The sequence below is a fragment of the Dolichospermum circinale AWQC131C genome, from assembly GCF_000426905.1.
Lineage (GTDB): Bacteria > Cyanobacteriota > Cyanobacteriia > Cyanobacteriales > Nostocaceae > Dolichospermum > Dolichospermum circinale.
In genome coordinates this window covers 42,354-55,103 of record NZ_KE384623.1, presented here as the reverse complement: position 1 = coordinate 55,103, position 12,750 = coordinate 42,354, and the positions used below count along the sequence as shown (strand labels likewise).

Genomic DNA, 12,750 nt, shown 5'->3' with positions numbered 1-12,750 from the left:
CACGATAATTTTCACAAGATGTCTATTTAGTTTTCTAAAAAGGGACAATGGAAACACTTATTAAAGCTAAGGACTGGACTACAAACAAAAGAAGTTTGTTTTTTGTGACACTTGCGTAAGTTCCACATTATAGGATAATTCTAAATATAGTTGAAAAATCAAATGGAAGTGCTATAAAGATAGAGTGACTAATAACCAAGTTATCGGCCAAGATAAATTGGTTTATTCCCTCAATTATAAGATCTTTAAGAGTAGATGAACAAAAAATTTATTTTAACCTTGATTTCTAGCCCCGTATTGTTCACATCCATGCTATCTATGGTGATGATGGCTAGACCTGCTCATGGTAATCAGGTATCTGATACTACTGGTACTCATCTATCTTGTGTCATATCTCCCCATTCTGCAACTCCGAAACAGGTATGTATACAAGTAAATAACACTCTTCCCTCTGTTACAGAAAATACTATACAAATAGCACAAGCGCAAACAAATAACCCGAAAGAATTAGAATTTTCTGATGCAGAAAGTGATCTAGCTATCAAGCTATTTGGCTGTGATTGTCCAGTTTGTATCACTGCTGCTCGTCAGTTAAACGGTTTACCACCTTTACCAGTTTAATAAGTGACAGGGTAATTGGCAAAAATTTACCCATTACCCATTACCCATTACCCATTACCCCTTATTTCCTAACAATACTTCTCTAATTATTTCCGTTGGTACTTCGTCAGTAACTTTGACTGCACCAATTTGGGTTGGTAATACAAAGCGGACTTTACCTGATTTAACTTTTTTATCTAATTGTAAAGCATCAATGATTGCTTCAACGTCTAAAGCTGCGGGTATTTGGATAGGTAAACCTGCTTTTTTAATTAAGGCATTTTGACGTTCTGTGTCTGCTTGTGGCCAAAGTTCCAATTTAACAGCAATTTCCCCCGCTGCTACCATACCAATACCTACAGCTTCACCGTGTGTTAAGAGACGATACTCAGTTAAGCTTTCCACAGCATGACCAATAGTATGACCATAATTCAAAATTGCCCTTAGTCCAGATTCTTTTTCATCTTTGCTGACCACATCTGCCTTTGCTTGACAGGAATGAGTTATTATGCTGTTTATCAGGTCGGATTTTACATAGCGGAGTTGGTCAAGGTGTTTGCTTGCTGCTAATTGAGTAAACAATTCGGTATCCCAAATGATACCATATTTGATCACCTCTGCCATTCCTGCGCGAAATTCCCTAGCTGGGAGGGTTTTTAACACTTCTGGGTCAATTAAGACTAAACTGGGTTGATGGAATGCACCAATCAAATTTTTACCGTGGGGATGATTTACACCAGTTTTTCCACCAATAGCTGAATCTACCATAGCCAGAAGACTGGTAGGGACTTGCACAACGTTGATTCCTCTCAGCCATGTAGCGGCTGCAAAGCCCGTCATATCACCAATAACACCTCCCCCCAAGGCCACCATAGTTGAGGAGCGTTCTAGGCGATTTTCCAGGGCGATATCGTAGAGTTTTTGAATGGAGTTGAGGGTTTTGTAACGTTCTCCAGGGGGTAGGTTGTAGCTAACAACTTGAAAACCGGCATTTTCTAAAGAGGCGATCGCTCTTGGTCCATAATGTTTAAATATCATTGGGTTAGAAACTAGCAATACTTTCTTACCTAGTTTCAAACCGGCCATTTGTTCACCTAGTTGATCTAAACTCCCAGGTGCAATGGTAATATCATAAGATTTTTCTGGTATATCTACTTTAATTACAGAATTCATTCCCTAACCCTAATATAATCACTCCTCTGGGTATTTTACCCCAAGTTGACAACCTCTTTTCTATTCCCTGTTCCTTTTCAGAATTATTGATGATTGAATAGAAATAAGTAACTAATCTGGAGCAAAACAAATGGCTGTAGTTGAATATATTGTCTTTTTAGGCGTGTTTATGGGTGTAGCAGTAGGCTTGTTATTTGGTCTACGCGGAGCTAAGATCCTCTAACCCGAAAATTAGACGCTAATTAAACCCACTTCATGTGGGTTTATGATGTATTTAAAGTAACTGACGACTGAATTTTTATTATTTATTACCATTCACAACTCCTGAGTTAATCCATATTGAAGTGATTCAAACCGTTTCACTATTTTATCAAAAGTTTCATCCCATTCTTGAGCATCTAAAATTTTGGGGATACATTGGGAAATATATTTATCTTGAAATTTCAGAATTATATCAACAATTTCTTTAACTTTGCTAATAGTTTCACTTTTAAATTTACTTTGAATATTTCTACCTATAAAAATAATAGCCGCTTCATCTACTTCAAATCTTCCTTCTATAATTGCATCAATAAATTCATCATAAACGCGCTGTTCATCTTCTTCATTGGGAGACTTTAGCAAGACTGTAATAATATCTTTTAAATCTTTATTTTCTCTTCTATTATTCCAAGCTAATAATTTCAACGCTATAAAAGCATCAATATCAGCTACCCGAATTTCCAAGTTATCAATTATTATAATTTCTGTATTTGTAAAAGCTTCTTCTAAACCTAAAATGTTCATTTGATTACCATCAGGCCAGTTAATTTCTTGTTTGGGTTTACTGATATCACCAAAAGGAATAACATCAACTTCCAGTTCTGTTTCAATATGAATAAACTTGTGAATGACTCTGGTTGTTTTAAATAGGGGATTTTGTCCAGTCGTCATTATACTAATCAGCAGATTATATCTCTCCCAATTATCTAATTTTACCGCCACATCCCAATCTTTAGTTGCACGACCTTGAACTTGATATTGACTATCAAAGATTAATATTCTTGCTTGAGCGCCTATCAACAGCATAGGAACTTCTAATGAATCAATGATAGATTTAAAATCAGTGAGGAATTTTTTAGTTTCTGTGTCAATTTGAGGATATGAGTTTTTCATGTTTATACCATTTCTGCAATTTCTTGTCTTGTAATAATATATTTTTCATAGAGACGTTTAGCTGTTTCTTTGAGTCTTTCATCTGGATATAAACACAATTCTGTATGAATAAGTAAAGGATCTGCTACAGGTTCAGGTAAGTAATATTTAGTCTGATTTTTATTACCAAATTGCTTCAAAATGATAATATTTCCCTTGGGATCTGGTTTGAGACGTAACATGGTTGTTATCGTCCGATAATTATATTCTTCAGGAATATGAATAGTCATATTGATTGGTTTTAAATACCCTGTAAGTATTGCAGCACCTAATTCTCCTCCAATTATAATTTCTTGATTTTGGGCTATTTCTAGTATTTGTTCCGATATATAGTTAAAATCTATATTTTCTCTGGTGCTAAATGTCCCTATTAAAAGTTCTGGACGCAAATTTTCTATATATCCCATTTCCCATCTTTCTAAAAGCTTTGTGTAATTTTCAATTCTATATGTTCCATTTCGTTGACGCTGTAAATAATTCAGTTGATACAAAGTTTCGAGACTGCGTTTTACAGTTTTAGAGTCAACACCTGCAACGTTTACTATCATTTCTAAAGTAGGATATTGTAAAATATATGGGTCTTGAAGTATAGCATAAGCAACTTTTAGTGTGCTGCTAGTAATTTTAGATTTTTTCCTTTGTGTTGAACTACTTCTAACTAAAATATATAGTGATGAATTGTTAAGGTAAATATTACCTGTGGTGTCAATAAATTCAATATTGTTTTCTAGCAACAAATCCAAAACTTCATCAGAAAGTGCATCTGTAATGAGCAGTGTTCTCTTATCATTGCTCAGTTTTTCTTGCAGATGATGGATATAATTAATATTTGCATCAACTGTATCTAAAGTAATAGGAACTTTAATTTCAACTATATATTGGTGGATTTTGTTGTGAGGCGTATATATAGTTAAAAGTCCATCCGCGAGAGTGTTTTCTAAAAAAGGTTCTATTATTGTTGTTGTCTCTATCTGGGGTAATTCTTCCAGCTTTTGTATACACTTTTGTAACCAAGGATGCTTAGGTTGCATAGCATTTGAGAAATAAAGGTTGCTATTATTATGACTCAGCAAATAGTAGGTTGGGTTGACGTAAGAAAACCCAAGATTATGATTTTTCTTGTTGGTTTGCGCTGTTACTGAACCCAACCTACCTTTACTCAGGACTTACGCAAAATATCGCTGAAATCCTCATTTCTCCGTGTCCTCTGTGCCTGGAGTGGTTCGTTATTCCGTGATTTATGTGTAAGTCATGTTACTATTTCATCATTGCTGGAGTTGGTGTTTTTTCCTGCTTTTGAAATGGGGGACGCATTTCTAAACCAAGTAAATTCAACATTTCCTTATCTGCGTCATAATCGGGACAGGGAGTGGTTACAGTCAACATTTTATGATCATCGCTGGAGAAGATGGAATTTGCACCAGCCATGAAGCATAAAGCCTGTTCTACGTGGGAAAGTCTTGCTCTACCTGCACTTAACCGCACGTCAGATTGAGGCATAATAATTCTAGCAGTCGCAATCATCCGCACTACATCCCAAATGGGGACATCGGGTTGATTTTCTAAGGGTGTACCGGGAACTTGGGAAAGAATATTGATGGGTACAGATTCGGGGTGAGGTTGTAAACTTGAGAGAGTATGTAACATTCCGACTCGATCACTAATATTTTCCCCTAAACCGAGAATACCGCCCGAACATACGGTAACATTAGTTTGGCGAACATTGGCAATTGTATTTAAGCGATCGCTATAAGTTCGAGTAGTAATTACAGTGCTGTAGTATTCCTCTGAAGTGTCAAGATTATGGTTATAAGCATATAATCCCGCATCTTCTAAACGCTTGGCTTGGTTTTCTGTCAACATTCCCAAGGTACAGCATACTTCTAAGCCCATGCTGGTTACATCCTTGACCATATCCAGGACTTCCTCAAATTGGGAATTATCCCGGACTTCTCTCCAAGCAGCGCCCATACAAACTCGACTAACACCGCTTTCTTTGGCTGTTTTCGCAATATTCATCACTGTTGCTTTTTGTAGCAGTGCTTCAGGTTTTACCTCGGTTTTGTAGCGAGAAGATTGAGCGCAGTAACCACAATCTTCTGGACAAGCACCAGTTTTAATAGAGATAAGCTTACAAACTTGTATTTGTTCCGGTTTATGATATTGACGATGCACTGTAGCGGCTTGGTAAATTAGCTGTAGAAATGGGGTGTTATATATTGTTAAGATCTCTGTTGGTTGCCAATTGTAGCGTATTTCCACTGTAATGATCCTTTTTGTAGTCTTGTGGTTTAATTTTTCATTAGTATAGCTGTTCTTAAAATATTTACATTTGAGTATATGACATCAGAGCCACCAATTTTGAGGAGCGATCGCCTATTATTAAGAATGGCCGTGATAGAGGATATTCCCTATATACTCAAATATTTTAGGGAAAATAAAGAACATCTTACGCCATTTTATCCTAAATGGGATAAACATTTTTTTACTGAAGAATATTGGCAATATCAAGTAGAAACCAGTTTTTGGGAATTTGTCAATAACTATTCATTAAAACTTTTTATTTATTTACAACATCAGCCAAGAATTGTAATTGGAACTGCTAATTTTAACAACTTTGTTTATAATGCTGCTCAGTTTTGTCAGTTAGGATACAGTTTAGCAGAATCAGCACAAGGTTATGGTTACATGAAAGAAGCGCTCTCTATTGCTATTAATTATGTTTTTGAAGAATTAAATTTCCACCGCATTATGGCTAATTATATGCCGCATAATCGCCGCAGTGGTAATGTTCTTAAAAGACTCGGTTTTGTAGTCGAAGGATATGCTAGGGATTATTTAATGATTAATGGGAAATGGGAAGATCATATTTTCACCAGTTTGACAAATCCCCACTGGAGATCAGAATTATAATACCTCAAAAAGTCGGTCATTTATAGATGGAGAAATAAATTATGTCAATTTATAATAATCGCGGGGCTATTTTAGCGACAATGCACAATAAAGAAAAAGTAATTTCTCCTTTATTGAAAGAACATTTAGGAATGAATGTGATAGTTACTGAAGGGTTAAATACTGATGTTTTTGGGACTTTCACCAGAGAAATTAAACGTCCAGATACACAAGTTATTACTGCTAGGTTAAAAGCTAAAAAAGCCTTAGAAATGTATGATCAAAAAATAGCGATAGCTAGTGAAGGAAGTTTTACACCTCATCCCCTAATTCCCTATATTTATGCTAACCGAGAAATAATTATTTTTTTGGATCAAGAAAATGATTTAGAAATTATTGGTGAAGTATTTTCCACAGAAACTAACTTTAATCATCAAACTATCTCTAGTTTAGAAGAAGCTGAAGAATTTGGAAAAAAAGTAGGTTTTCCTGAACATGGTTTAGTAGTTTCATTTGATAATATATCCACAGCAAAAACAGAATTTATTAAAGGTATTACCAGCCAAGAAAACTTGATCAATTCAGTAGAAATTGCCATAAAAAACACAAACGGTAAATTTAATATAGAAACAGATATGAGAGCAATGTATAATCCTACCAGGATGAAAAATATCGCCCTTACTACTCAAGACCTAATTAATAAAATTAATAGTTTATGTCCCCGATGTAATACTCCTGGTTTTATTATTAATCAGAAAATACCCGGACTACCTTGTGAACTTTGTCATCAGCCAACTTCATCCATTAAAGCAGTAATTTTTAAATGTCAAAAATGCAGTTTTACCCAACAAAAATTATTTCCCAACAATCAAGAATTTGCTGATCCTAGTTTATGTGAATATTGTAATCCTTAAAGCCTGGATTTTTTGAAGACCGCCTGGGAATAAATTTCCATTCTCATAGCCAAAGTCATCTGAAGATGACTAAAAATCCCCAGTTTACTCTAGTAAACTTTACTTATTGGCGCTAAAATGAATTTCAGGGTAGGTTTATCAGCCAATGGTAGACCTTTTTTGTCTATTATTAAAGAAATATCAATTAAGCCTAATTATAATGACTCTGGATGAAACTCCCAATCATACCTATTCTACCAATCCTTTGCTGACCCTCAACTATGAACCAGCCCTAGAATCTCTTGGTGATGAATATTACGATCAAGTTGTAGCAGAAGAATTTCCCCAACATACTCTCCGTTGGCGTAATGACCAACTATTACCCCGGTTAGGACTTGATCCCAAATCCGTAAAAGACGAAGATTTCATTAGTGCATTTGGTAAATTTGAGTACAGAAAACCCCTGTTAGCCCTGCGTTATCACGGTTATCAATTTGGACAATATAACCCCCAATTAGGTGACGGTAGAGGCTTTCTTTATGGACAAGTACGGGGTATTGACGGAGAATTATACGATTTTGGTACAAAAGGCTCTGGGAGAACCCCCTACTCGCGCGGTGGTGACGGTATGCTAACACTAAAGGGGGGAGTGCGGGAAGTTCTCGCAGCTGAAGCACTTCATCGTTTAGGTGTGGGTACTTCTCGCTGTTTAAGTATGATTGAAACAGGTTTACAACTATGGCGTGGTGATGAACCCTCACCGACTCGTTCCTCTGTGATGATACGTATGAGTAAATCACATATTCGATTTGGAACTTTTGAGCGATTAAACTATTTCCAACGACCTGATTTAACTCAAAAGCTTTTAGATCATGTCATTGAGCAATATTACCCTCATTTACAGGCTGAAAATGATAAATATGCTTTATTTTACGCCGAATTAGTGCAGCGAGTCGCCGAATTAGTAGCCCAATGGATGGCAGCGGGTTTTTGTCATGCAGTGCTGAATACTGATAATATGTCAATTACTGGGGAAAGTTTTGATTATGGACCCTATGCTTTTATTCCTACCTATGATCTGCAATTTACAGCGGCATATTTCGATTATTATAGACGTTATTGTTACAGTCAACAACCGGGAATTTGCAAACTGAATTTAGAACTTTTGCAAGAACCCTTAAAAGCGATAATTCCCCAAAATGATTTAGATATTAGTTTATCTAAATTCGGTGAATATTATCAAACCGAATATCGGGCTTTGATGTTGAAGAAATTGGGTTTTGCAGATTTACAATTAGAGGAAGCTGATGAATTTTTGCGGTTAACTATTACCTTTTTACATGATAGTCAAGTTGGTTATCATCAATTCTTTGCTGATATAGCTAATACCTTTTCTAGTAAATGGAGAGATGATCCAGCTTTAGTAATGAATGGTTCAGAAATTATCCCTCCGTTGGGACAATCAGTAATCTTTGATAATTGGTGTTTTCTCTATCATAAAATCCTGAATCATTTTGATCTTGAACAAATGGATAAAATTGGGAAAAATTTAACCGAAACTAATCCAAAAACAGCATTATTAAGACCTGTAATTGAGTCAGTTTGGGAACAAATCACGGAAAATGATAATTGGCAACCTTTTTATGATTTAGTAGAAATACTGCAAAAAGGGAAGTAATACCAGAACCCCACCCCCAACCCCTTCCCCGCAAGGGAGGAGGGGGCTAAAATTTATCCATTCAAGTACATACCAATATATCGCTCATAAAAGAGATGTAAATATCTCCTTTCTCACTACCTCTGTTATCTCTGTACCTGGAGTGGTTCATTTCAAAAAGTCGGGGATGTAACTTTTCCAAAACTATGATCAGCATTAATTTCAATTACTAAATCAACAGAGGATGATTTCAGCAAAGGATTAATAAATAATTCCGGGTGTAAAGAACGCCAAAAATAATTCACAAATTCCTCTATTTGTAATTCATTCATTCCTGATTTACCAGTAGCAATCATTTGTTTTTCCGCTTGTTTTCGCCATACTAAAGAATAACGATAATCTGTAGGATAAAGGACTATTAAACTATTCAATCTTTCCCAAAGTGGTAAATAATCTTTAAGTTGAGCATTCATATCAGCAGCAAATTGTCTATCTGCATCTGTAATAATAGGTGGTGGCGCTGTTAAAAACTCTTTGGGATTAATTGGTTTTACACCCACAAACCAACCTTCAAAGAGAACAATATCTACAGGATTTGTGATAAACTCAGGAGTAGTGCGATCGCCAGCGCCCCCATAAGCAGATTTATCAAATCTAGGAATCATGACAGGACCCTTGCCTTGAGCAACTTGATCGAGTACACTTAAAGCTAGGTGAATATCGTGGGTTCCAGGCGGTCCGCGCCAAAGCAAACGAGAATCCTGTTGTATTAAAGCCAAGCGATCATTATAAGTTTTGTACAAGTCATCCAAAGACAAACTTAAAGTCTGGTATCCCAAATGCTGGAGAATCAAAACCAGTATTTTAGACATGGTAGTTTTACCTGTTCCCTGTGAACCTAAAATACCTTGAATAAAAGGTTTACCTAACTGTTGACGCTGGTGGGCAATTTTGATACTCAAAGGTAGCCACAAATCCCATAGTACCTCTAACATTGTTTGGGGTTCAGTTTTTAAAGTAGTTTCACAAAACTGACTAAAATCAGGGAAAACTAACTTTAATAAGTCCCCTCTCCTTTGCATAACTGGGGCTACATTATCAGCAGTGATATTAAATACCTTAGCTCTCAAAGGATCTGCTAGGGCTGCGGCTTGTGCTAATAGTTGCCAAGACGTATCCGTTGTCAAAATTTTACTTAGCCATTCACTACTCATAAAATTAAGAACCCAGTTTCAAAGCTTCTAGAAATAGGCTGTAGATAAAACCAACTTTCAGATAGTTGAGTGTTTCTACCCAAAGTGCTGCCCGCGCCAACCAGGAGCGACTGTAAAATATTCTACTGAATATTTCAGTAAGTATCACTAAAAATGCAGCTACCACGATGTCTAATTCTGCCTTTTGTCCAGCGGTTGTTGATACTGCTGATCCCAAAAAAAAGCCAAACAGAAAACTAATTAGTATCAATGATAACCGTCGCCAAGGATTAAGAAACCATTGACTTAGGCTTCTAGTTATGGTGTCTAACAGGTTGTTGAGACGAGTATTTTGCATGGTAGCAAAGAACAGAAAACAGGGTGAGAAAAACTAGTTTTGATGCTGTGAAATTGGATAATCTACTTTAGATAATCTAAGTAAACCCGTTTAATTACCATTGGGGATCATTGATAACCATATCGTTTTAACCTAGCCTTTAATTTTATTTGTAACTGTATCTGACTATGAAAAATTCCATGTATCAGTATCGTAACTTGATGATTGTTTTTTTGGCATTAGGACTAATTGGGATAATAGCAGCATGGTTAAATATCAGCATATCTTTTGAGTCTACAAATCCAGAAACAATATCAAAAGTCACTCAAAATACACCATCTGGAGTGACAAACACTGAAAATGGAGAGAAAACTAATTCAAATAGTACACCAATTCAACCAGTAGAATCGAGTAGCCAAAAAAGAGAGTCTACCGTTTTGTCTAATCAGGTTAATTCAGATACTAAAACTAAAGTAGTAGGATTGTTGCGCGTCAGCAACAAAACAACTCAGCCCATACGTCTGGTATTATTAGCCAGACAATTATCTCAAAAAAGTGCCAATATTAATAAAATCAAATCTACTCCTCCCGCTCATTGGGATTTTGCACCAGAAGAAGGAAGTGAGAGAGGATTAGTTTTATCCTTGCCTCAAGCTAATCTAAGACTAGAGAAAGGTGATATTCTAGCAGCTTTTGCCCAAGATGGTTCTCGGCGCTATTGGGGACCCTATGTCGTCGGGGAAACTTCCTCTCCCCAATGGCAACCTCAAGGACAAGAATGGCAGTTAGTGTTACAAAATAGGTAATTGATCAGGGCGGGAGTTTATTTGTATTTTGTTTGAGTGTAAACTATATTGAGTATTTCCGGTAAAATGGTTGATAAGTGGTTTCATGATTTACAACAGCGTCCAGTTCTAGCTGTAGCGGTTTCGTCCCTGTGGTTATTAGTAATTGGTTGGATAGCTTTTGGCTGGAATTTGGGTAATGTGGGCTTAATTGATGAAACTGAGCCACTTTTTGCCGAAGCTTCCCGACAAATGTTACTTACTGGTGATTGGATTACTCCGTTTTTTAACGGAGAAACTCGCTTTGACAAACCTGCTTTAATTTATTGGTGTCAAGCCATCGCCTATTCTATTATGGGTGTTAATGAATGGGCAGCCCGTACGCCTTCTGTATTAGCAGCTATGGGCGTAATTGCTTTGGCGTTTTATACTGTACAGTGGCATTTTACCAAAAAGGACGAATTAGAAAAAGTTGCCAACTTACCCAGACGTTACTTGACAGCAGCCTTAGCCGCAGCTTTAATGGCACTTAACCCCGAAATGATCGTTTGGGGCAGAACCGGGGTTTCTGATATGTTACTCACAGGCTGTATAGGTTCGACTTTGTTATGTTTTTTTCTGGGGTATGCTCAGAATAACAGAGCAATTGTCATTGCTAATTGGCAATTTCCTAACCAATGGTACTTAGCAAGTTATGTTTTAATTGCTGGAGCAATATTAACCAAAGGTCCGGTAGGAATTGTTTTACCAGGACTAATTATGATTGCTTTTGCCTTGTATGTCGGCAAATTTTGGCAGATTTGGCGGGAAATGCGGCCGATTTTGGGTATGGTTATAGTTTTAGTCCTATCACTTCCCTGGTATATTTTAGTAACTTGGCGTAATGGCTGGAATTTCATTAACGCTTTCTTTGTGTATCATAACATAGAGCGTTTTACGGAAGTCGTCAATGGTCACTCAGCGCCTTGGTATTTCTACTTCTTAGTTGTATTACTGGGTTTTGCGCCTTATGCAGTATATATCCCTGAGTCCCTAGTGAGGCTAAAATTGTGGCAGCGATCATATTGGCTACAAAAAGAACGGTCTCAACACTTAGGTTTATTTGTCAGTTTATGGTTTTTGGGAGTATTTGGCTTTTTCACCGTTTCCGTCACCAAATTACCCAGTTATGTGTTACCTTTAATGCCAGCGGCAGCTATTCTTGTGGCATTATCCTGGAGTGATCTTTTCCCCACTTCACAAAACTCCACCCCAACCCATCTCGCCTTTTTACGTATCAGTGCTTGGATAAATGTAGCTTTTATCACTTTTATTTCCATTGCTCTATTTAATCTTACCCAAATTGTTGGACCTGATCCGGCGGCTCCTGAATTATATGCAGAAATGGAGAAATCAGGTATACTCAAATATGGAGGCATAATTTGGTTAATAATTACTCTGATTTCTTCTATATTGATCTTAACTCACCGTTATCGGCAGATTATCATAATTAATTTAGTGGGATTTACAGCCTTTATTGCTATTTCTTTAATGCCTGCAATTTTAATTATGGACCAACAGCGTCAGTTACCGCTGAGGGAATTATCAGCTTTAATTGTTGAATCAAAACAACCCAATGAAGAATTGATTATGGTTGGTTTCAAAAAACCTACAGTGACGTTCTACACGCAGCAAAATGTTAATTACATTAAATTTTCCCAAGCAGCTTTAAAATATATTCAAAACCCAGAATTATCAAAAACTAAATCATCATTATTAATGCTCATTGAACAAGAAAAATTTCCAGAAATGGAATTACAACCAGATACTTACAAAAGTCTAGCCACAAAAGGAGCTTATCAATTAATTCGTATTTCTTTGGCAAAAGTCAACTAGGATAAGTTAAATCCATCTTCAAATTATCAGTATACTTTGTATTAATTTTAACATTTAAAAAAATTTTTCTTTTTTAGGTTAAAACTATTGACTTTCGCCTGCGGGGATGGTATTTTCATAATGGGAATGCGTGGGTATTTGGATAAGTCTC

13 protein-coding genes are annotated in these 12,750 nt (G+C 36.4%); 7 read left to right on the top strand and 6 right to left on the bottom strand.

Annotated elements, in window-relative coordinates:
• Nucleotides 1-255: 255 nt before the first annotated feature.
• On the top strand, nucleotides 256-621 hold the full coding sequence (locus ACIR131C_RS0114515) for a hypothetical protein (RefSeq protein ID WP_051347572.1): 366 nt from the start codon (nucleotides 256-258) through the stop codon (nucleotides 619-621).
• A 54-nt stretch (nucleotides 622-675) separates the two neighbouring features.
• Here ACIR131C_RS0114515 and aroB read toward each other — a convergent pair whose 3' ends face one another.
• Nucleotides 676-1,773 carry a 3-dehydroquinate synthase gene (aroB, locus tag ACIR131C_RS0114510; protein ID WP_028090788.1) on the bottom strand — a complete coding sequence of 366 codons (1,098 nt, stop codon included), beginning with the start codon at nucleotides 1,771-1,773 and terminating at the stop codon, nucleotides 676-678.
• A 130-nt stretch (nucleotides 1,774-1,903) separates the two neighbouring features.
• On the opposite strand from aroB, the gene petL reads away from it, so the two are divergent.
• Entirely contained in the window at nucleotides 1,904-1,996 is a 93-nt protein-coding gene (petL, locus tag ACIR131C_RS24700; RefSeq protein WP_035081422.1) for a cytochrome b6-f complex subunit PetL, read from the top strand.
• A gap of 92 nt (nucleotides 1,997-2,088) precedes the next feature.
• Here the strand turns inward: petL and ACIR131C_RS0114505 are convergent, their stop codons facing one another.
• The 3 genes from ACIR131C_RS0114505 to bioB form a co-directional block, all read right to left on the bottom strand.
• Nucleotides 2,089-2,928, bottom strand: a complete 840-nt coding sequence (locus tag ACIR131C_RS0114505; RefSeq protein WP_028090787.1) for a hypothetical protein — start codon at nucleotides 2,926-2,928, stop codon at nucleotides 2,089-2,091.
• 2 nt (nucleotides 2,929-2,930) lie between these two features.
• Entirely contained in the window at nucleotides 2,931-3,998 is a 1,068-nt protein-coding gene (locus ACIR131C_RS0114500) for a type IV toxin-antitoxin system AbiEi family antitoxin (protein WP_028090786.1), read from the bottom strand.
• A gap of 226 nt (nucleotides 3,999-4,224) precedes the next feature.
• Nucleotides 4,225-5,235 carry a biotin synthase BioB gene (gene bioB, locus ACIR131C_RS0114495; protein WP_035372147.1) on the bottom strand — a complete coding sequence of 337 codons (1,011 nt, stop codon included), beginning with the start codon at nucleotides 5,233-5,235 and terminating at the stop codon, nucleotides 4,225-4,227.
• Between the two features lie 72 nt (nucleotides 5,236-5,307).
• Here bioB and ACIR131C_RS0114490 point away from each other — a divergent pair, with 72 nt between their 5' ends.
• The 3 genes from ACIR131C_RS0114490 to ACIR131C_RS0114480 all read left to right on the top strand — a co-directional run bounded on the left by ACIR131C_RS0114490 (nucleotide 5,308) and on the right by ACIR131C_RS0114480 (nucleotide 8,430).
• The gene (locus ACIR131C_RS0114490; protein ID WP_028090784.1) at nucleotides 5,308-5,880 is read left to right on the top strand and encodes a GNAT family N-acetyltransferase; all 573 of its coding nucleotides are present in this window, start codon (nucleotides 5,308-5,310) and stop codon (nucleotides 5,878-5,880) included.
• 41 nt (nucleotides 5,881-5,921) lie between these two features.
• Nucleotides 5,922-6,773, top strand: a complete 852-nt coding sequence (locus tag ACIR131C_RS0114485) for a DUF6671 family protein (RefSeq protein WP_028090783.1) — start codon at nucleotides 5,922-5,924, stop codon at nucleotides 6,771-6,773.
• 199 nt (nucleotides 6,774-6,972) lie between these two features.
• Nucleotides 6,973-8,430 carry a protein adenylyltransferase SelO gene (locus tag ACIR131C_RS0114480; RefSeq protein ID WP_028090782.1) on the top strand — a complete coding sequence of 486 codons (1,458 nt, stop codon included), beginning with the start codon at nucleotides 6,973-6,975 and terminating at the stop codon, nucleotides 8,428-8,430.
• Between the two features lie 152 nt (nucleotides 8,431-8,582).
• Here ACIR131C_RS0114480 and ACIR131C_RS0114475 read toward each other — a convergent pair whose 3' ends face one another.
• Together ACIR131C_RS0114475 and ACIR131C_RS0114470 are read right to left on the bottom strand one after the other, a co-directional pair.
• A complete protein-coding gene (locus ACIR131C_RS0114475; RefSeq protein ID WP_028090781.1) occupies nucleotides 8,583-9,623 on the bottom strand; it encodes a glycerate kinase in 1,041 nt (346 codons plus the stop codon).
• Nucleotides 9,624-9,627: 4 nt separating this feature from the next.
• Nucleotides 9,628-9,960 (bottom strand): DUF565 domain-containing protein, encoded by a 333-nt coding sequence (locus tag ACIR131C_RS0114470; RefSeq protein ID WP_028090780.1) that lies wholly within the window; start codon nucleotides 9,958-9,960, stop codon nucleotides 9,628-9,630.
• Nucleotides 9,961-10,139: 179 nt separating this feature from the next.
• Between ACIR131C_RS0114470 and ACIR131C_RS0114465 the strand changes: the two genes are divergently transcribed.
• Complete coding sequence (locus ACIR131C_RS0114465; protein ID WP_231395468.1) at nucleotides 10,140-10,745, top strand: hypothetical protein; 606 nt, start codon at nucleotides 10,140-10,142, stop codon at nucleotides 10,743-10,745.
• A gap of 66 nt (nucleotides 10,746-10,811) precedes the next feature.
• A complete protein-coding gene (locus ACIR131C_RS0114460; RefSeq protein WP_035372144.1) occupies nucleotides 10,812-12,599 on the top strand; it encodes an ArnT family glycosyltransferase in 1,788 nt (595 codons plus the stop codon).
• Nucleotides 12,600-12,750: the final 151 nt, after the last annotated feature.

Coding starts and splice junctions, on each gene's coding strand:
- ACIR131C_RS0114460 (WP_035372144.1), top strand. CDS start 10,812: ATGGTTGATAAGTGGTTTCATGATTTACAACAGCGTCCAGTTCTAGCT.
- ACIR131C_RS0114500 (WP_028090786.1), bottom strand. CDS start 3,998: ATGCAACCTAAGCATCCTTGGTTACAAAAGTGTATACAAAAGCTGGAA.
- ACIR131C_RS0114490 (WP_028090784.1), top strand. CDS start 5,308: ATGACATCAGAGCCACCAATTTTGAGGAGCGATCGCCTATTATTAAGA.
- ACIR131C_RS0114505 (WP_028090787.1), bottom strand. CDS start 2,928: ATGAAAAACTCATATCCTCAAATTGACACAGAAACTAAAAAATTCCTC.
- ACIR131C_RS0114515 (WP_051347572.1), top strand. CDS start 256: ATGAACAAAAAATTTATTTTAACCTTGATTTCTAGCCCCGTATTGTTC.
- aroB (WP_028090788.1), bottom strand. CDS start 1,773: ATGAATTCTGTAATTAAAGTAGATATACCAGAAAAATCTTATGATATT.
- ACIR131C_RS0114465 (WP_231395468.1), top strand. CDS start 10,140: ATGTATCAGTATCGTAACTTGATGATTGTTTTTTTGGCATTAGGACTA.
- ACIR131C_RS0114480 (WP_028090782.1), top strand. CDS start 6,973: ATGACTCTGGATGAAACTCCCAATCATACCTATTCTACCAATCCTTTG.
- ACIR131C_RS0114470 (WP_028090780.1), bottom strand. CDS start 9,960: ATGCAAAATACTCGTCTCAACAACCTGTTAGACACCATAACTAGAAGC.
- petL (WP_035081422.1), top strand. CDS start 1,904: ATGGCTGTAGTTGAATATATTGTCTTTTTAGGCGTGTTTATGGGTGTA.
- ACIR131C_RS0114475 (WP_028090781.1), bottom strand. CDS start 9,623: ATGAGTAGTGAATGGCTAAGTAAAATTTTGACAACGGATACGTCTTGG.
- ACIR131C_RS0114485 (WP_028090783.1), top strand. CDS start 5,922: ATGTCAATTTATAATAATCGCGGGGCTATTTTAGCGACAATGCACAAT.